This window comes from uncultured Turicibacter sp., assembly GCF_938044715.1.
GTDB classification, from domain to species: Bacteria; Bacillota_I; Bacilli_A; order MOL361; family Turicibacteraceae; genus Turicibacter; species Turicibacter sanguinis.
In genome coordinates this window covers 46,854-64,961 of sequence record NZ_CALIOS010000055.1, presented here as the reverse complement: position 1 = coordinate 64,961, position 18,108 = coordinate 46,854, and the positions used below count along the sequence as shown (strand labels likewise).

Genomic DNA, 18,108 nt, shown 5'->3' with positions numbered 1-18,108 from the left:
TTAATAGGAATCGATATGCCATCACCCGATCAGTATCCGTTTAAAGTGCATCATAAATTATTAGAAAATGATATTTTAATTATTGAAAATCTTCGAAATTTAAAAAAATTAGAGGGAGTTAAGAGGTTTGAAGTCATGGCTTTTCCGTTAAATATTCGCGCTGAGGCTTCATTAACGAGGGTTGTAGCAAGGATAAATTAAAAAAGCTATCTCACGTGAGATAGCTTTTTTAATTTAATCTGTTACAATGACCTCTTTCTTTTTGACCACGAAGAAAGCAATGATTAATCCGATAAATGTTAAAGCACCAATGGATGCAAAAGCAATATTCATACCGTATACTTGCGATTCAAGTGGATTTGTTGAAGATGAAGTCAAACTGGCTTTACTCATGATGGTAATGATGATTGAGGTTCCGATAGAACCTGCTACTTGACGTAATGTATTATTAGCAGCATTACCATGCGCATATAAATCACGATGTAATGAGTTTAATCCTGACGTTGTTAATGGCATTGTAAGCATGGCAATTCCTAGCATTCTTAATGCGTAGACAACGATCACATATGTTTTGGTTGTATCTGGAGTTAAGAATGAGAGTCCAAATGTTCCAAGTGTTAGGATAGTCAGTCCGATTAATGCTAGATAGCGAGCGCCGTATTTATCGAATATTTTTCCGGTAATCGGGTTCATAACTCCCATGATGATAGCACCTGGCATAAGGGCAAGTCCTGTGTCAAAAGCGGAGTATCCTTTGATATTTTCTAGGTACATGGGTAAGATCAATTCGGATGAAATGAGTCCTGCATAAGTAATCATGACAATAATAGTAGAGAAGATAAAGGTTTTGCTTTTAAAGACAGTTAAGTTTAGGATGGGGTCTTTCATTGTTAATTGACGCCAAATAAATAATATTAAGAATAAAGCACCTATTAATAGTGGAAGGTAAACTAATTTATCCGTCCAATCATAGTTTCCAGCATTACTGAATCCGTATAGTAGAGCTCCAAATCCTATTGTAGAGGCTATAAATGAGAAAAAATCCATGGATACATTTTTACCACCCGTTACATTTTTTAGTAAGAAGAAGGCGAGGATAATATCGATGATCGCGAATGGAATTGGAATATAAAAGAGATATCTCCAAGGATAGCTATTGATAATCCAGCCTGATAGTGTTGGGCCAACTGCAGGAGCAAAAGCAAGGACGATTCCGACGATTCCCATGGCAAATCCACGGCTTTTTATGGGAAAGATTAGCATAAATACGGTTTGCATTAGGGGGACGGTAACACCTCCTGCTAAACCTTGTATAAATCTAGCGGTTAATAGCACTTCAAAGTTTGTGGCAAAAGCTCCAATTATGGTTCCAATGGTAAAGAGGGACATTGAAGTTAAAAATAGTGTTTTAGTTTTAAATCGGTTAATAAGAAAGGCTGTAAAAGGAATAACGATTCCTAGAGCAAGCATGTATCCTGTACTGAGCCATTGAACAGTTGAGACACTGACGTTTAATTCTTTCATGATATCAGGCAGTGCAACGTTCATGAAGGTGCTATTTAAGAAAGTAATAAAAGTACCGAGTAAGAAAACGGCTGCTATAACGATGACGTTATCGCCTTTATCATTAGATGATGATTCATTCATAAGGTCACCTCGCTAATTTAGGGATATCATTATGATTCATCATTAATAATTTTTTATGCTATTACCTATTTATAAGGGATGTTATCTTATGTTTTTTGTTATATGATTAGGTCAGATTATAAATTTAGGAGGTTATTATGACGTTTGAGAAGATGATTAAGTGTTGTGGGAATTTGACGCCAACAGAAAGTCAGCTGGCGCAATATATATTAAGAAATAAGGAAGAAGTTCAAACCTCATCGATTCAGTCTCTTTCAGAGAAAACATTTGCTTCTAAGTCAGCGATTCATCGTTTTTGTAAAAAGATTGGGTTTGAAGGATTTAATGATCTTAAAGTAAAGATTGCTAAAGATTTGGTGGAGGAAAGCAAGGGGGTCCCGCATATTGATGTGAATTTTCCATTTACAGCACTTGATAATCATCAAACGATTGCAAATAAATTGCTTAATTTATATGAAACAACGATCGAAGATACATATCAATCGATTAATTTAGAGGATTTTAATGAGTGTGTAAAATTACTTTATGAAGCAGATTATATTGATATTTATACGCATGGTCACAATATGAATGTTGCAAAGAATTTCCAGGATAAAATGCGTGCGATTGGACGTAAGGTGACGTGCCCAAAGTCAGCCTATGATCAGCGAATGACGGCTGTTTCATCGAATGAACGTCATGTCGCAGTTATTATTTCGTATTCTTTGAAGGCAACTTTTTTACCATCTGTTATTGATATTTTAAAGGATAAAAAGGTTGAAATTATTTTAATTGGTCGTCTTGGAAATAAGATTCCGTATCAGTCGATTCAACATTATTTATATATTAGTGATCGCGAAAACTTAAGAAATCGAATTTCTCAATTTTCTTCTCATATTGCGATGCAGTATATGCTTGATTTACTTTTCAGCTGTATTTTCAAAGTTGATTATGATGAGAATATACGGTATATCGAGGAAATCATGAATACGATTGATGATCGTGAAATTGATTATGAAGATTAATTTTTTTATAAAGGCCTCTTAGTTTTTCCACTGATAGGCCTTTATGGTGCCAAAAAGTTTCAAAATGATGAAAAAAAATCAGGAAGTTTTAAAACATTAAACCAGTCTTTGTTTATTCTATTGAACTTTGAAAGAGAAGAAAATATAGTAGGTTTAGGAGGCGGTTTAATGAAAAAAGTCATTTTTTTTGATATAGATGGAACCTTAATTGATAGTCATAATGGAAAAAAAGATATTTCATCTCGTGTAAAACAGTCATTACGTGATTTACAAAGACGGGGGCATTATGTTTTTATTGCAACAGGAAGACCATATGCTTTTTTAAGTAAAGTGATTCGTGAGTTTGGTTTTGATGGGTACGTTCTAGCTAATGGAGCTCATGTGATTGTTGATGGAAAAAAGATTCATAGTAAAGCAATAGATAATGGGATATTAAAGAATTTAGTTTCACATTTAGAGAATAAAAATCTTGAATTTGTGTTAGAAGATGAGACATGTGTTTACGCATATGAGAATTATGAGAAGATTTGGCCATTTTATGAGCAATATGGGATTTTAAAAGATTATTTTATGTTAGATTACGAGGTGGATCAGGTCAATGCGTTTAAGATAGAGGTGCTATGTCCAAAGCCAGAAGATTTAGAGTATTGTATAGAATTTTTAAAAAATCATGAGGAATATACATACTGCCACAGTGTGCACCCTACACATCTTGAAATTTATTTAAAGGAAAATCATAAAGCGACGGGAATTTTAAAGGTATTAGATTATTTGAATATCTCGATTGAAAACACGTATGCTTTTGGTGATGGAAGTAATGATATTGAGATGTTAGAGACTGTTGGGTGTGGAATTGCCATGGGGAATGCTTCAGATGAGGTTAAAAAATATGCTAATGTGGTGACAGATACAGTAGCGAATGATGGCATTGTATCAGGGATTGAAAAATATATTTTAAGCTAATAAAAGGTGAGAGTATTGGTTCATTTTTATATGGAAATATTGAAAAATAATAAAAAAGGTCTGTATCGAATCGATACAGACCTTTAATTTAGCTGAATAAGTTAATAAAGATGGTAATGATACCTGAGTTGATAAAATCAATGAAGAGTCCCCCAACAAGTGGGACGACAAAGTAGGGTGTTGGTGTGAATCCAAAACGATTTGTTAATTCGTCCATATTGGCAATAGCATTTGGGGTTGCACCCATTCCGAATCCGCATGTGGCTGAGGCGAATACAGCTGCTTCGTAGTTTTTCCCCATGACTTTATAGGTTATAAAGGAAGCAAAAAGTGCAATCAGAATGGATTGAGCAATTAGCATGATGATAAGTGGTAAAGCTAAATCGAATAATTGCCAAAGTTTCAGTCCCATAAGCGCCATGGTTAGAAAGAATGAGAGAGATAAGCTACCAATTGTTTCAATTTCTTTTTCAACCAGTTCTTTTCCTCTTAAATCGGCAATATTTCGAATAAGGGCCGCTACAAGCATCGCTCCGATATAAGAGGGGAATGTTAAACTTGTCATTTGAATGAATTTAGAAACAATAGATCCTAATCCCATGGCAATGAATAGTAAGCACGCACCATTCATCATGTGTTTTAGTGAGAGAATGTTTGTATTTTCTTCGTTAAATCCTCCCGCTTCTTCTGGTTTTTGATTTGATTTTTCAGCTTTTAAATGATGTTTAAGTATTAAATTTCTTGCTACTAATCCACCGAGAATACTTCCCATGATTAGTCCAAAGGTTGCTGAAGCAACTGATACGGTTGTTGCTCGTTCAACGCCAAGTCCTTCAAGAATCGGACCAAATGATCCGGCAGTTCCATGTCCTCCAACCATTGGAATAGATCCAGTTGCGAGGCCGAGTAATGGAGATAACCGAAAAGCAGTTGCGAGAGATACTCCAACGATATTTTGTAAGATGACAAGTAAAATGGCAAGAAGTAAGAAAGTAATCACTTTTTTACCGCCTTGTTTTAATAAAGCAAAACTTGCTGTAAATCCGATACTTGTAAAGAATGTTGTCATGAATAGATTTTGTAAGGATGTATCTAAATTTATGGCTGCGAGGTTAGTTTGATATAAAAAGAGTGTAACTAATGAAAAAATAAATCCGCCTACTACTGATGGTGGAATACAGTATTTAGAGAGAATCGAAAATTTCTTTCGGATATATTTTCCTAGATAAAAAATAATTGAAACTAAAGCCATTGTTTCGTAGAGGTTTAAATTCAGTTCCATGTCTTAGGCTCTCCTTTCATTTCTCTAATTATTATGGATGAATTGTCATATAAAAATTAGAGTTTAAGTATGAACAAATCAAATATGTTATTAGTTCAATTCAAAACTATAACTGATAATCATAATTAAAAAAATGCTTTCGAAAAAAATTCGAAAGCATTTTGTATTGAATCACTTTTTCTAGTGTCTAGTAAAATACTAGGGTAAATCTACAGTAGTTAAATAAAAAATCATTAATAGATAGTTTTCATCCAATTTAAATCAATAATCCCTGAACCAACTGTCTCTTTTAAGGTAGATAATAAGTTTTGTGTGTCATCTAATGTATAATTGTAAGGTAGTTCATTAAATCCATTCCATGAGAATTTTAGACTTGTTGCTGGTTCAGGTGATAATGGAGAGTTAGGGTCAGTACTGTTTCCACGATATGAGATATTTTTATACTCGTAGATAGTATCAAGGGCTAAGATTTTTCCTGTGTAAGATGAGTTAGAGGCATTTTTTTGGTTATTTCGTAATGGATATTTAATACCTAGGATAGCTGAGTTTTCTACTAGGACTGCACCGCCTTCTGTTGAGATGGCTCCATTACTTGTGACATTGAAGCTATAACCTTTGTTAGTAATGGCTTTAGCGACTGATGATGGAATTAAAGTAGAGGCTTTATAGGCATTTTGTGAATCCATCACGATATTATAGACGTGTGCATTACCACCACGAAGTCTAGGTAATCGATCCTGTGAATCTAAGTAGTAGTTGTGGTGCATTGTAATCTCTAAGTCCTTGTTATCATTAGCCATTTCTGTAGCTCCAATCAAATGGGTTTTCTTTTGAGGTGCCGCAACGGCCATTATGGTTTCTTGACTTAGGTTTTGAGAGCGTAGGAATTGATACATTGGATAGGCTGATTGGTTAGCTTCCATTGCTTTAAACATTGCTTCATAGAATTCACCACGACCAGGTAGGAATTTCGAGTATGAAATAGTTAGTCCTGTTGTTCCTTTTTTAGAGTCAACGACACCATCGTATGCTTTACCAAATGTACAGTGATCAATCCAGATGTTACTTGATTGTTCTAGTGTGATGTAATCCCAATCATTTTTATCATATTTTCCTTTTGTTGATTCGTCCCATTCCCAGAGTTCATCGAATTCAATGTTTCGAATGACGATGTTATTTGAACGTTTGAAGATTAAAGCTCCATGAGTGAGTTTGGCCCCGTTTTTAGAGAAGATTGTCAGACCATCAAATCCATCAATCATAATCTTACTGACACCTGTTTCTTTTAAAATAGGGTGAGTTAAGGCAGTGTTATGAGGGGTAAATGGTGCGACTTGAGCACTTGATCCAATAACATTCCACCCCAGGTCAATATCATTCATAATTTCAATGACTTTGGTTAAAGCCTTTTTAGTAAGAGCTTCTCCTAATTCCTTAGCGTTTGTAACTTTGATGTAGTAAGGGCTAGTTTCATCTAATTCACCTCCACCAGTTACACCCTCAGCAAATCCCGCTACTGAATACTTTGATTGACTGGCTTCAGGTTTTACTTCAGGAGTCGGATCTTTAGTAGGTTCAGGTTCTGGCGTTGGTTGTGGCATTGGACAAGGATCAGGATTTGGTGTTGAATCTGGTGTTACTGTGTTATCAACATCAGTTACTAAAATATTGTCATAGTTGACTTGAACTTTGCTTGCGACTAGTCCTACAGCACCAGCTGTTAAAGAATCATCAGTTGCTTCTATCATCAGTTTCCCATTTAAATATACTTTTAAGATAGAACCTTGCATTTCGAGTGTTACGTTATACCAAGTATTTTGTTGAATTTCTGTACTTACCTGGGCAATTACCGAAGAAGCCCCATTTACTTTCTTACGTAGTTCTAATCCATTTTTGCTGCTTAGACTTACCCCATAGAAGTTATTCCCGTCTGTGTATCGGCCACATAAAAAAGCACAATTAGATCCATTGAAGTCAAGAACTTTCATATCTGCTGAAATACTGTAGTCAGTCCATGATAAATCGCCACGCATGATACGACCTTCGCTATTAGTAGAGGTATGTCCAATTGTATTGGTTTCATCTAAAATAATATTAAAGCTCCCTCTTTGGATTTCCCACTGGTCGTAGTTTGATTCAAAATCTTCTGAAAAGTATATGTTTGATGCTAAAACATCACTTTTTTGTGTCAGTAGTAAACTAGCTGTCATAAAAGCGAAGCTATAATAAGATAAATGTTTTTTTGTAAGCTTCAAGGTCATTCCTCCTGGTTTTTAATATGTATCATCATAAGGGAAATGACTGAGATAAAAAAGTGAAAAGAATGTCATGGCATCAAAAAAGCCTCTAGTCTGAGGCTCCTTAATTAAAAATATTTTCCGCTAAATTTTTCTTTTACTGCATCTAAGACTGGTTTAAAATCTTCTTCGTTTTCCGAGAATAATTTAATGAGTTTTTCTTTAGCTTCAATGTATTCAGGGTCGGTTTCGCTATGATTTACAATAGGATTAAATAACTTGTGGTATTTCATAAATAATACAGGGTGTTTTTTAGCAAAAGCTTCAACTTCATCAATATGACGTTCTGGCTTTGTTGCGTTTTTAATCCATTTAAAGACGTAATCGTATTTATCAGTCATTTGAAATCATCCTTTCAGATTAGGTGTTCATTATAGTTTTGCTTAAAGTACTAGGATTTATAACTAGGTCACGTTAAAATAAAAGTAGGTTATGTGAGAGGATTAAGGAGTTGTTTAGGATGTGTGATAAATTTAAGGATTTAAAAATTGATTGTAAAAATTGTTTCGGTCTTTGTTGTGTGGCACTTTATTTTTCGAAGTTTGAGGGTTTTCCAAGTGATAAGGTTGCAGGGAAGCCGTGTTCTCATTTAAGTGATGACTTTAGTTGTAAAATTCACGAGTCGTTAAGTGATAAAGGTTTAAAAGGATGCACTGCTTATGATTGCTTTGGGGCGGGCCAAAAGGTCGCACAGGTCACGTATAAGGGAATTGATTGGAAGCAATCATCTAAGACTGAGATGTTTGATGTCTTTGTTGTGATGCGTCAGTTACACGAGATGTTATGGTATTTAACAGATGCGAGCTTACAAGAGGTATCGATTTCACTTAAGAAAGAGGTTGAAGAGATGAGACTGAAGATTGTTCAGTTAACGTATCTTGATCTCGCTTCATTATTAGTTTTAGATATTGAATCATATCGTGATGAGGTCAATAAAATTCTTCGTCAGATTGGAACGTTATCAGGTGAGAAACTTGGCAAAGATTTGATGGGAAAAAATTTAACGAAAAAGAATCTAATTAACTCGGATTTAAGAGGGGCATTATTAATTGCAGCTAATTTGAAGAATCAGGATTTAAGTGGAGCTAATGTTATTGCGGCAGATTTTAGAGATGCAGATATTAGGGGGGCTAAACTTGATAAATGTTTATTTTTAACGCAATCCCAGATTAATGTGGCCAAAGGAGATCAGCAGACAAAAATTCCAAATTGGCTATCACGTCCTGCGCACTGGTAATATAATTTTTCGCTAGACTTTGGTTTTGAATTGACTTTTCAGTTAGTCTAAAATACTAATAGCTTTCATAATATGATAAGGAGAGGTACTTTTTAAGTTGCTTCTTCTTTTTTTGAATGAATATAGGGAGAGGATAGAGATGTGTACAGCTATTACATTAAAGACACAAGATGGATTGCATGCATTAGGGAGAAATTTAGATATTGTGGCTTTATTAGATGTTGCTGTTATTTTGATTCCGAGGTCATATGCATTTACTCATACTATCATGAGTCTAAAAAAGAAAAATAAATACGCGATGGTTGGAATGTCTACGACGTTTGAAAATCATGTCTTATTAGTTGACGGGATGAATGAAAAGGGATTAGCTTGCGCTGTATTAGAGTTACCTAAATATGCTTCATGGAGTAAAGTATTGGATAAAGATAAAATAAATGTGGCTCCTTATGATTTTGTTTATTGGATCTTAGCAAATTTTCAATCTCTTGAGGAAGTAAAAGACGGATTAAAAAATGTAAATCTAGTTAATGAGTCGCTTGAAGGGAAAGAGGTATCAGTAGATGTTCATTGGATTGTAACTGATCGTACAGGACAGTCTATTGTAATAGAAAAAACGAAGGGGAATTTTCGAATTTATAATAATAAGGTGGGAGTTTTAACTAATGCTCCAACATTCGATTGGCATCTCATAAATTTAAATCGGTATATGAATATACAAGTGACGAATCCGCATAAGGTGAAGTGGGGACATCAGGAGTTAAGTTTTGACTCAGAAGGTTTTGGGGGAATCGGACTACCAGGAGATGTTTCATCTTCATCTCGTTTTGTAAAAGCAGCTTTTCTAAGAAATCATATTAGAGTAGAAAAAGGAGAAGATGCTTTAATAACAAGTACTTTTCATATTTTAAGTAATGTGGCTGTTATCAAAGGAACTGCTGTTACTTGCCACCAACAATATTTGAAAACGCAGTGTACTAGTTGTATGTGTTTAGAGACAGGCGTTTATTACTATAACACTTATAATAATAATCAAATTAATGCTATTCATTTATTTGACGAGAATTTAGATGCCTCTGAAGTTAAAGTGTTTCCTTATCAAGATAAACTGGTAGTACAGAAACAAAATTAAGTAAAATATGAGGGAGATTAAAGATGGATTTATCTTTTTTACAAACTTACTGTATTCCTGTCATTGTAGGAATTTGTTTGTGTGTGGGGGATGTTATCAAAAATAGTTTAACTCTTGTACAGAATAAATATATTCCATTAATTATGGCTATTTTAGGGTTGATACTAAATGTTTGGATTAATAAAGGAATTTCACCTGATATTGTTCTTGGGGGAATGTTTTCAGGACTTTCGAGTACGGGGGTTCATCAGTTATTTAAGCAATTGATTCAAGTTCAGAGTGATGAAAAATAAGAAAAAAGAGCTAGTTAACTAGCTCTTTTTTCTTTTAATTAATAGGTGAACTATTGTTAGATTGTTGTGACCATTCAACTAATCTTGCCATCTCTATTGGAGATTCTTGCATTCCTCTTATGATCCATTCATCAATCCATCCAAACAGGCCACAAGCTAGCCATGCATTTGTATAAGCCTGGATATTTTCTTGTTCAGGCTTGGGTCCACATACAGATTTAATCGTATCTAAAACTAAATAAGATAAGCCACATTTATAAAGTAATTGATAGGTTTCAGCATATTTTAGATAATGACCAAATAGACTTTCGACAAAATTAGGATTTTTACTTTGCTCAAACTCAGTTCCCCATTCTTGAATTAATTTCACCAAATGTTGTTTTAAAATATCTTCTTTATTTATAAAATTTCTATAAAAAGAAGCTCTACTAACCAGTGCATGTTTTACAATCTCTGTAATTGTAATGTCTTCAAAGGGGTGATGTTTCATTAAACTTAAAAGTGCATGAGTAATTTGCTCTTTAACAAATGAATTATTTTGTTCTTTTTTCATGTGATACAAAACCTCCAATTTGTCTCATTTTTTCCAGATATCTTGTTTTCTATTTTAGTAGATGATACATTTGTCTCCGTTAGAGGATACCTATGTATAAATGAATTGTCAAGGAGGTTTGTCGATGGTTTTTAGGTTAATGAAAAACACTTTTATTGTTGTCACAATTATCTTGTTATTAATAGTTGTCTTTTTAATCATTGCTATGTTCATAGGCTCAAGACCGATTAAAAGTAACTACTATAATCAAGTTGATGCAGTGGGCATGATTGAAAAGAAATATACTAATCGTGGGGAGTATGAAGTTGAGTCTATTAAAGCTAATAGCAATGAAGAATTATTTAAGGAGTACAAAATATGGTATCCGTTAGAATTAGAGGAAAAGGCTGATAAAACATATCCAGTTGTTTTGTTAGTAAATGGGACAGGGGTTCCCTATACAAAGTATGGTGCAATATTTGAACATTTGGCTTCGTGGGGATTTATTGTGGTAGGAAACGATGATAAAAATTCAGCAAGTGGTAAGTCGTCATCTATTATGTTGAACTACATCCTTTCTTTAAATGAAGATAACGAAAGTATTTTTTTTGGCAAAATAGATTTGGGTAATATTGGAATATCAGGGCATTCACAAGGAGGTGTGGGTGCAATTAATGCTGTAACAAGCTTTGATAATAGCAACATATTTACGTCGCTCTATACAGCAAGTACCACAGCTTTAGAGCTCGCTCAAGCACTTGAATGGGACTACGATGTATCAAAAATAAAATCCCTTATTTTAAAGTAGCAGCTACAGGAAAGTCTGATGCTGAGTTAATAGCACCTCTTTTATCTTTAATAGATAATTATAACAGAGTAGAAAGTGAACAACTTACCATTATGGGAAGACGAAAGAATGTTGAGCATGACCAAATGCTAACTCATGCTGATGGTTATATGACAGCTTGGTTTAGGTACACATTAATGAATGATGAAGAAGCTGGTCAAGCTTTTTCTGGTGATGTCCCTGAAATCTTAACTAATTTAGATAATTGGCAAGATGTTCAAATTAAAGAATAATGACCGATGAAAAAATAAATTTCTCAACAAGTAAAGATAGCTTTACGGATTATAGTAAGAATTGGCTAAAGTTGAAATGGGTATCCTAAATTATTTTATTTTTTTAAATATTAATCTGTTGTATAGTAGCAAAATAGGGAGGACATAATGATGACAACAATATTATTAATTATTATTTATATTGCTTATATTGGACTTGGAATTCCTGATTCATTACTCGGGGTAGCATGGCCAGCCATTTATCGTGAGTTTGGATTACCTGTTTCTACTGTTAGTTGTATTTCATTATTAATTTCAGTAGGAACGGTTATTTCAAGCTTATTAAGCGCAAGAGTAATCAATAAGTTTGGGACAGGGAAGGTAGCAGCGGTTAGTACATCCATGACAGCTATTGCATTACTAGGGTTTTCTTTATCAAATAATTTGCTATGGTTATGTTTATCAGCTATTCCACTTGGATTAGGTGCAGGTGCAATTGATGCTGCTATGAATAACTATGTTGCTCTTCATTATTCATCTAAACACATGAATTTCTTACACTGTTTTTACGGAATAGGAGTTTCGTTTAGTCCTTATTTGATGTCTATGGCCTTATCTAATCAATCTGACTGGCGTAACGGCTATCAGAATGTTTTCTATTTTCAGTTAGCTATTTCAATGATTTGTATCATATCACTTCCTCTTTGGAATAGGGTCAAAGAATCAGTACATGTTCAGGAAGAAAAGACTCATCCCTTGAAACTATCTGAATTAGTTAAAATTCCATCAGTACGTTGGGTATGGGGCGCGTTTATTGGATTAGGTGCAATGGAATCATTATGTGCTGTCTGGACAAGTACATTTCTCGTAAATGCAAAAGGAATGGCTTCTTATCATGCTGCAAAAGTAATTATGATATATTATATTGGGATGACACTAGGACGTTTATTATCAGGAATTTTAGCCGATAAATTATCAAGCTGGAAGTTAATAAAAATTGGTCAATTTATTACCATATTAGCAATTTTATTATTACTATTACCTTTATCTTTAGAAAGCTCAATTTTAGGATTATTTCTGATTGGACTGGGGATTAGCCCTATTTTTCCAAACCTAATTCATTTAACACCTGAAAACTTTGGGAAAAATCTTTCTCAATCTGTTATGGGAACACAAATAGCGGCTTGTTATGCAGCTACTATACTAACACCACCATTCTTTGGTCTGATAGCTGAATTATTTGGATTGAATTTATTTCCATTAACTTTATTTATCGCCTTTATCGTGATGTTATTCTCAATTATTTGCTTAACGAGAAAATTGAAAAAATCAAACTAGATATTAACTCTTTAGGGTAGTAACTTTAGATTAAATAAAACTTTATAAAAATAAAAACAGTCATCTTAAAATGACTGTTTTTATTTTTGTATGCTGCGTTATAGTACAGTTACTAGCTCTTTTTTATAAGTAAGGTCTTAATTCATGTAGTAGTTTTTCTTCTATTTTAATGAGTTGATTAGCAAGATCTTTGATATCGCTTGTTGCAGCGGGATATTGGTTAAGATATTTAGCAATAGATTTAATTCCCATGTTGCATCCATCTGTTACGATATCGGCTATTTTTTCATCAACATCACCTGTTAGTAGTTTAACATTTGTACTCATCCAAGACATTGCTTTTGCAATAGGGTTGGGTTCTTTATCAGAATCGTGAGCTTCCATTAGTTTTTGGTGTGTTAAGTCACCGAATTTTTTATGTTCTTCAAGAGAAGTAGTTAAAGTATTACGTAGGTTCTCATTTTTAACTTTTTCTAGAACCTCATTTAAACTCTCAACTGCCATTTTAGTTCCAGAATTACATTCATTTAATAGTTTAATTGAATCTTGATTAGGCATTAATATAACCTTCTTTCTATTTCATATTTAATATTATTTGCTATTTTAATGAAGGGTATTCCAATAAAGAACTAAGAATATTTAATCTGATACAGAGTGTCTAATTTTGAATTTAGACATAGGATACTATAGGACAGATTTTAATATTAAGTGCAACATAAAAAAAACTCATAAATAAGATTATTGTTATAGAATGAGTTACCACACCAAATTCTTAACAAGGAAATTTATTGATAAGTTATAGACATCTTAAGACATTCGAGGGGACCCCTATAGAGGTGCTTTCGAAAATGAGATATTTAGTGAGATAAATGACTCAATGATTTCTCCTGAATTAAAACGAAACACTCAGGAGATGTATCAGGCTGAGTCCACAGATGAATTAAGCAAGAAAAGACACTTAATTCATTATCGTTCAGAGAAGAAATCCAAAGAAGTCATTTCCCTATATTATTTAACATTAACTCAGTCGCTAGACCAGATTTTTAATACAGTTTTAAAAGGGATTATTTCATTTTATGCCATTTATCGTTGATGATGGAGCATTTTGTTAGAAGATTTAAGTTGTTTAAAATAAACAGGAAAGCCTTGAAAATTATGAGAAACTAACTTTAGAACGTCGATTTATCAACGTTCTAAAGAAGTGAAAAACATAAAAGATTTAGGAATAGTGTGAAGCAAGTATCCTCCTTTGATGGTGATGGGCAATAGATACGATTATTTCAAGTCGTATTTAAAGTAAAGGTTGTTTATCATCATTTGTAGAACACCAAATCCATTATTACATCGCTATTAAAATATAAAATTTCTCAGAAATGGAAATGTACAAAGCGCTAAGTCAATTAAATGAAAACTATCATCTATAAATCTTTAAAACCGACATAGTGATTGAGGGAAGGGGTTGCTTGTTACTCACAACTTGAATCAGAATTAAAGATACCTATTTATTTTGTAGATGCTTATTCATCAACGCCTATGAAAATGTTTAGGTGGGAAATTTTCATTCGAACTATTTGAGGAGAAAGTGTTGTACCTGTATTGAATTCGTCCTAGGGAAAAGTTTATAAGGAGGGAATGTGATGGCAACTATAGAGGTTACAGGCTCAGATATGACTATTCAAGAAGCAATTAATAATGCTAGTCCAGGAGATAAGATTCAAGTTCAATCAGGGATTTATAGAGAGAATTTATTCATTAATGTGGACAACCTTACCATTTTTGGTGACGGAGAAGTTATTCTTGATGGAACTGATCAGGGGTTAGTCGGAATAACTATTGATGCTAATGAGGTTATATTAGCCAATTTGACTTTTCAAAACTTTACAATAGGAATTTTATCAATTGGGGATAAGAATGTCTTCCATCATGTTAAATCTGATAGTAATGTAGGAAGTGGATTTAAAATCAGTGGGCATCTTAATACTGTAAGGCAATGTCAGATAAACAATAATCAAGATAAAGGGATTATATTGTCTGGAAGAGAAAATTTATTTTATGAAAATAGTTTAGAAGGAAATAGAAGAGGTGGCTTTTTAGCGGGACCCGGAGATTTTAGGGAAAATATTATAGCTAATAATTACTTTGACGGTAATGGAAACTTTGCCATTAACATTAACACAACTTATTCCGATAAAAATATTGTTTATACTAATCTTATTCAAAATTCATCTAATGGTATTATAGTGAAAAGAGGTCGTTTTTTTATTGGTTTAAATACGATTACGAACATTAATCAGATCGGAATAATGATCGAGGGAAATTACTCAATTATATTTAAAAATACATTGATTAATTCAAAGAATGGGATAATGTTAAAAGCTAACGATAGCTCAATTATAGAGAATGTTGTGGAACATATAAATAATACTGCGATTTTAATTCAGGGAAATAGAAATTATGCCAGACAGAATACGGTAAGCCAATTTCATGATGTAGGGATATTAGTTAATGGATTCTCCAATACATTACGATGCAATACTCCATTGACTTCAGTTGTTAATTATTCTGCCACTGGAGAGAATAACGTAGCAAATGATACGACTTGTGATACACTAGCGAATGGTATACAGGAAATTAATCTAGATAACTTAACAGACGGCTATAAGGGATTGCTAGAGTTATTTTATAAGAATTTCTAGTAAATATTTAAAAATGATTTAATGGTCATTTAAGTTCCCTATCAATAGCGAATTTTTGGCGCATACTAATTGAGAAGGATACCAGATTCCAGTTCAAATCACCGTTTGTCAATATGTACAGAATATGATAGTATATAAGAATATATTTGGCTTTTTATTGTAAGAAAAGTCAGATGCTACAACATTAACTGGAGGAATGGATTTTATGTTACCAAATTGCCCAAAATGTAATTCAGAATATACATATGAAGATGCAGGAATGTTAGTGTGCCCAATGTGTGCTTATGAGTGGAGTCCAGAAGCAGAAGCTGAAGCAGCGGAAGCTAACGTGATTCGTGATGCAAACGGAAATGTTTTATCGGATGGAGATACTGTAACAGTTATTAAAGATTTAAAGGTAAAAGGTAGTTCTTCAGCGATTAAACAAGGAACTAAAGTAAAAGGAATCCGTTTAGTTCATGATTCATCTAATGGTCATGATATTGACTGTAAAATTGATGGATTTGGAGCAATGAGTTTAAAATCTGAATTCGTAAAAAAAATCTAATTATTTTTTAGAATGATGAAGCATCCTAATTAACTAGGATGCTTTTATTGTTAGAACTTTACTTTGAAATAGTTGGGATTTATAGTAAAATTAAGTGTAACAATGGAAAAGATAGTTATTTTTTTAGGGATAGGGGAAGGTGGACTATATTAAGAAGAAATTAGGATTTCTCTTACTAGCTATATCCATTGGAATCATCACTCTATTTATAATAGGAAGAGAAAAAACGAATTATCATTTAGAGATTATTAAGCGAGCAATTAAAGAGAATGTTGTATTAGACGTAGAACAACTTAGACAATACTCGGAAAAGATAGAAGTTAAATTAAGTAAAGATGAAATGGACTATTTCACTTTGGGATATATGAATGAGGTAGAAGGTAATGAAGAGTCCGCTATCGCGAATTATCATCAGGTTACTGAGTTGATTAGTGAAAAAACAGATCCCTTTGTAATATTATATACGACGACCTATTTAGCGAAGCAAATGATGGATACAAAGCGGTATCAACAAGCCTTAGATTATGTCATGATTGGTGTTAATAATATTGAAATCGAAGATTATAATGACCATGCTAAGTCTGTATGGGAGTTGTTATTGATAACGATAAATAATGATAGAGGTGAGCATTTTACTACACAAACGCTTGAAGAGGTGTTGAAGTATGAAAAGAAGTTAAATGAAGAAACATTACTGTATTTGATTTCCAAACAAACACCATTATACTGTTTACGTCATCAATATGCTGATGCAATTAATGCTGCATTAAAAGGAATTAAATTAGCAGAGCAGCAACATGACCAGGCAACGAAAATGAAAATTTTAATAGAACTTGGCAATGTTTTTAAAATATTAGAAAATTACGATGCAGCCAAACAAGTTATACAAGAAGCATTAAAAATGGTAGTCAAGGATACAGATTTAAGTGATAATCTTAAATTATATGCTTATAAGAATTTGGCACAAATCAGTTTGATGCAGGAAGATTATGAACAGGTCATAGCTTACACTGGATTGATGAAAGAATATGAATCTAAGGTTAAATCTGAAATTGCGATTGAGTATGAGATATTAAGATATTTAATTTATGCACAAGTTGATATTTATTATGGGCATATAGATTATGCGTATCAAAGCCTCCTAAAGGCGACTGAATTATTTAAACAAGATGAAAATTATACCGTATTTGAAAAAGATTTATATTATTTAAATACGTTAGGTCAATTATATTATCATCAGGAAAATTATGATGAAGCAATTAAAACATATCATGAACTATTAGAGTTATCTGAAAAAAGAGAGTCTCTAGGATTTCAAAAAGAGAGTATAGCCAAATTATTGGCTATTTATCAAGAGTTAGGGCGCATAGATGAGTATCAACTGTTGACAGATAAATTAATTGCTTTTTCAGACGTTCAACAAAATCGAATAGGAAATGAGTACATTTTTTATGCGATTCAGTCTCATCAAAATGACCTTATTTTACAAAGAACGATACAATATAGAATAATCAATATGAGCATTTTTATGGTATTAGGGAGTATTATCATTTACGGTATTCTTAAATTTGTTAGATTAGTGTCACAAAATAGAAAGGACCATCTTACTAATCTATATAATCGTCGATACTTTGATAAAATTTATCTTGCTTTGAAAAAAAGAAAAAAAGGTCATTATTCTATCATTTTATTTGATATTGATGATTTTAAAAAAATTAATGATCGTTATGGTCATGATGTTGGTGATGCGGTATTAATGAGTTTGGCTAAGACGGTTAAAGGGGAACTTGGAAAACGAGAATATGGATTTAGGTATGGCGGCGAGGAGTTTGTCATTTTATCTGTTGATAAATCTGAAGAACATGTTCTTGCTTTAGCAGAGTCTATTCGTGAAAAGGTGGCCAAAACGATTGTGAGTCCCAATATTCAGTTTACGATTAGTTTAGGAATTGCACACTCTAGGCAGCATGAATTTAGTTTAAAAACCGCAGATGAAAATTTATATCATTCGAAAGCTCAGGGTAAAAATACAATTACAACTTAAAGGTAATCATGAAAGTGTCATGTTTATCTGAAAATCAGAA

The 18,108-nt window shown here is 33.0% G+C and carries 19 protein-coding genes; 13 read left to right on the top strand and 6 right to left on the bottom strand.

All coding sequences use genetic code 11. The features are described from left to right. Positions 1-15: 15 nt before the first annotated feature. Positions 16-201 carry a hypothetical protein gene (locus tag QWC74_RS06300; protein WP_006785392.1) on the top strand — a complete coding sequence of 62 codons (186 nt, stop codon included), beginning with the start codon at positions 16-18 and terminating at the stop codon, positions 199-201. A gap of 33 nt (positions 202-234) precedes the next feature. On the opposite strand, the gene QWC74_RS06295 is transcribed toward QWC74_RS06300, so the two are convergent. Beyond that, on the bottom strand, positions 235-1,647 hold the full coding sequence (locus QWC74_RS06295) for an MDR family MFS transporter (protein WP_006785391.1): 1,413 nt from the start codon (positions 1,645-1,647) through the stop codon (positions 235-237). Between the two features lie 137 nt (positions 1,648-1,784). Here QWC74_RS06295 and QWC74_RS06290 point away from each other — a divergent pair, with 137 nt between their 5' ends. After that, positions 1,785-2,651, top strand: coding sequence for a MurR/RpiR family transcriptional regulator (locus tag QWC74_RS06290; protein ID WP_006785390.1), 867 nt, complete (start codon positions 1,785-1,787; stop codon positions 2,649-2,651). A 168-nt stretch (positions 2,652-2,819) separates the two neighbouring features. Next, positions 2,820-3,614, top strand: a complete 795-nt coding sequence (locus QWC74_RS06285) for an HAD family hydrolase (RefSeq protein WP_006785389.1) — start codon at positions 2,820-2,822, stop codon at positions 3,612-3,614. An 88-nt stretch (positions 3,615-3,702) separates the two neighbouring features. On the opposite strand, the gene gltS is transcribed toward QWC74_RS06285, so the two are convergent. From gltS to QWC74_RS06270, 3 genes are all read right to left on the bottom strand, one after another. Next, positions 3,703-4,896 (bottom strand): sodium/glutamate symporter, encoded by a 1,194-nt coding sequence (gltS, locus tag QWC74_RS06280; RefSeq protein ID WP_006785388.1) that lies wholly within the window; start codon positions 4,894-4,896, stop codon positions 3,703-3,705. 233 nt (positions 4,897-5,129) lie between these two features. Continuing rightward, positions 5,130-7,157 (bottom strand): family 16 glycoside hydrolase, encoded by a 2,028-nt coding sequence (locus QWC74_RS06275; protein WP_237701287.1) that lies wholly within the window; start codon positions 7,155-7,157, stop codon positions 5,130-5,132. A 104-nt stretch (positions 7,158-7,261) separates the two neighbouring features. After that, positions 7,262-7,534 (bottom strand): hypothetical protein, encoded by a 273-nt coding sequence (locus QWC74_RS06270; RefSeq protein WP_009606618.1) that lies wholly within the window; start codon positions 7,532-7,534, stop codon positions 7,262-7,264. Between the two features lie 119 nt (positions 7,535-7,653). On the opposite strand from QWC74_RS06270, the gene QWC74_RS06265 reads away from it, so the two are divergent. The 3 genes from QWC74_RS06265 to QWC74_RS06255 all read left to right on the top strand — a co-directional run bounded on the left by QWC74_RS06265 (position 7,654) and on the right by QWC74_RS06255 (position 9,852). Continuing rightward, positions 7,654-8,430 carry a pentapeptide repeat-containing protein gene (locus QWC74_RS06265; RefSeq protein WP_006785386.1) on the top strand — a complete coding sequence of 259 codons (777 nt, stop codon included), beginning with the start codon at positions 7,654-7,656 and terminating at the stop codon, positions 8,428-8,430. Between the two features lie 139 nt (positions 8,431-8,569). After that, positions 8,570-9,559 (top strand): choloylglycine hydrolase, encoded by a 990-nt coding sequence (bsh, locus tag QWC74_RS06260; protein ID WP_006785385.1) that lies wholly within the window; start codon positions 8,570-8,572, stop codon positions 9,557-9,559. Positions 9,560-9,582: 23 nt separating this feature from the next. Further along, positions 9,583-9,852: a phage holin family protein gene (locus tag QWC74_RS06255; protein ID WP_006785384.1), complete on the top strand. Its 270-nt coding sequence runs from the start codon at positions 9,583-9,585 to the stop codon at positions 9,850-9,852. Between the two features lie 34 nt (positions 9,853-9,886). Here the strand turns inward: QWC74_RS06255 and QWC74_RS06250 are convergent, their stop codons facing one another. Further along, a complete protein-coding gene (locus QWC74_RS06250) occupies positions 9,887-10,405 on the bottom strand; it encodes a TetR/AcrR family transcriptional regulator (protein ID WP_006785383.1) in 519 nt (172 codons plus the stop codon). A gap of 124 nt (positions 10,406-10,529) precedes the next feature. Between QWC74_RS06250 and QWC74_RS06245 the strand changes: the two genes are divergently transcribed. From QWC74_RS06245 to QWC74_RS06235, 3 genes are all read left to right on the top strand, one after another. Beyond that, positions 10,530-11,192, top strand: coding sequence for a conserved domain protein (locus QWC74_RS06245; RefSeq protein WP_006785382.1), 663 nt, complete (start codon positions 10,530-10,532; stop codon positions 11,190-11,192). Beyond that, positions 11,147-11,464 (top strand): hypothetical protein, encoded by a 318-nt coding sequence (locus QWC74_RS06240; protein ID WP_006785381.1) that lies wholly within the window; start codon positions 11,147-11,149, stop codon positions 11,462-11,464. Before QWC74_RS06245 ends, QWC74_RS06240 begins: the two co-directional genes overlap by 46 nt. A 150-nt stretch (positions 11,465-11,614) precedes the next feature. Further along, positions 11,615-12,781: a sugar MFS transporter gene (locus tag QWC74_RS06235; RefSeq protein WP_229059698.1), complete on the top strand. Its 1,167-nt coding sequence runs from the start codon at positions 11,615-11,617 to the stop codon at positions 12,779-12,781. Positions 12,782-12,904: 123 nt separating this feature from the next. Here QWC74_RS06235 and QWC74_RS06230 read toward each other — a convergent pair whose 3' ends face one another. Then, a complete protein-coding gene (locus QWC74_RS06230) occupies positions 12,905-13,339 on the bottom strand; it encodes a hypothetical protein (RefSeq protein WP_006783897.1) in 435 nt (144 codons plus the stop codon). Positions 13,340-13,658: 319 nt separating this feature from the next. On the opposite strand from QWC74_RS06230, the gene QWC74_RS06225 reads away from it, so the two are divergent. The 4 genes from QWC74_RS06225 to QWC74_RS06210 all read left to right on the top strand — a co-directional run bounded on the left by QWC74_RS06225 (position 13,659) and on the right by QWC74_RS06210 (position 18,068). Beyond that, entirely contained in the window at positions 13,659-13,874 is a 216-nt protein-coding gene (locus QWC74_RS06225) for a hypothetical protein (protein WP_006783898.1), read from the top strand. Between the two features lie 544 nt (positions 13,875-14,418). Then, positions 14,419-15,477, top strand: a complete 1,059-nt coding sequence (locus QWC74_RS06220) for a nitrous oxide reductase family maturation protein NosD (protein WP_006783899.1) — start codon at positions 14,419-14,421, stop codon at positions 15,475-15,477. Between the two features lie 205 nt (positions 15,478-15,682). Next, positions 15,683-16,024, top strand: a complete 342-nt coding sequence (locus QWC74_RS06215) for a zinc ribbon domain-containing protein YjdM (RefSeq protein WP_006783900.1) — start codon at positions 15,683-15,685, stop codon at positions 16,022-16,024. Between the two features lie 139 nt (positions 16,025-16,163). Beyond that, positions 16,164-18,068, top strand: coding sequence for a diguanylate cyclase (locus QWC74_RS06210; protein ID WP_006783901.1), 1,905 nt, complete (start codon positions 16,164-16,166; stop codon positions 18,066-18,068). The last annotated feature ends 40 nt before the right edge of the window (positions 18,069-18,108 follow it).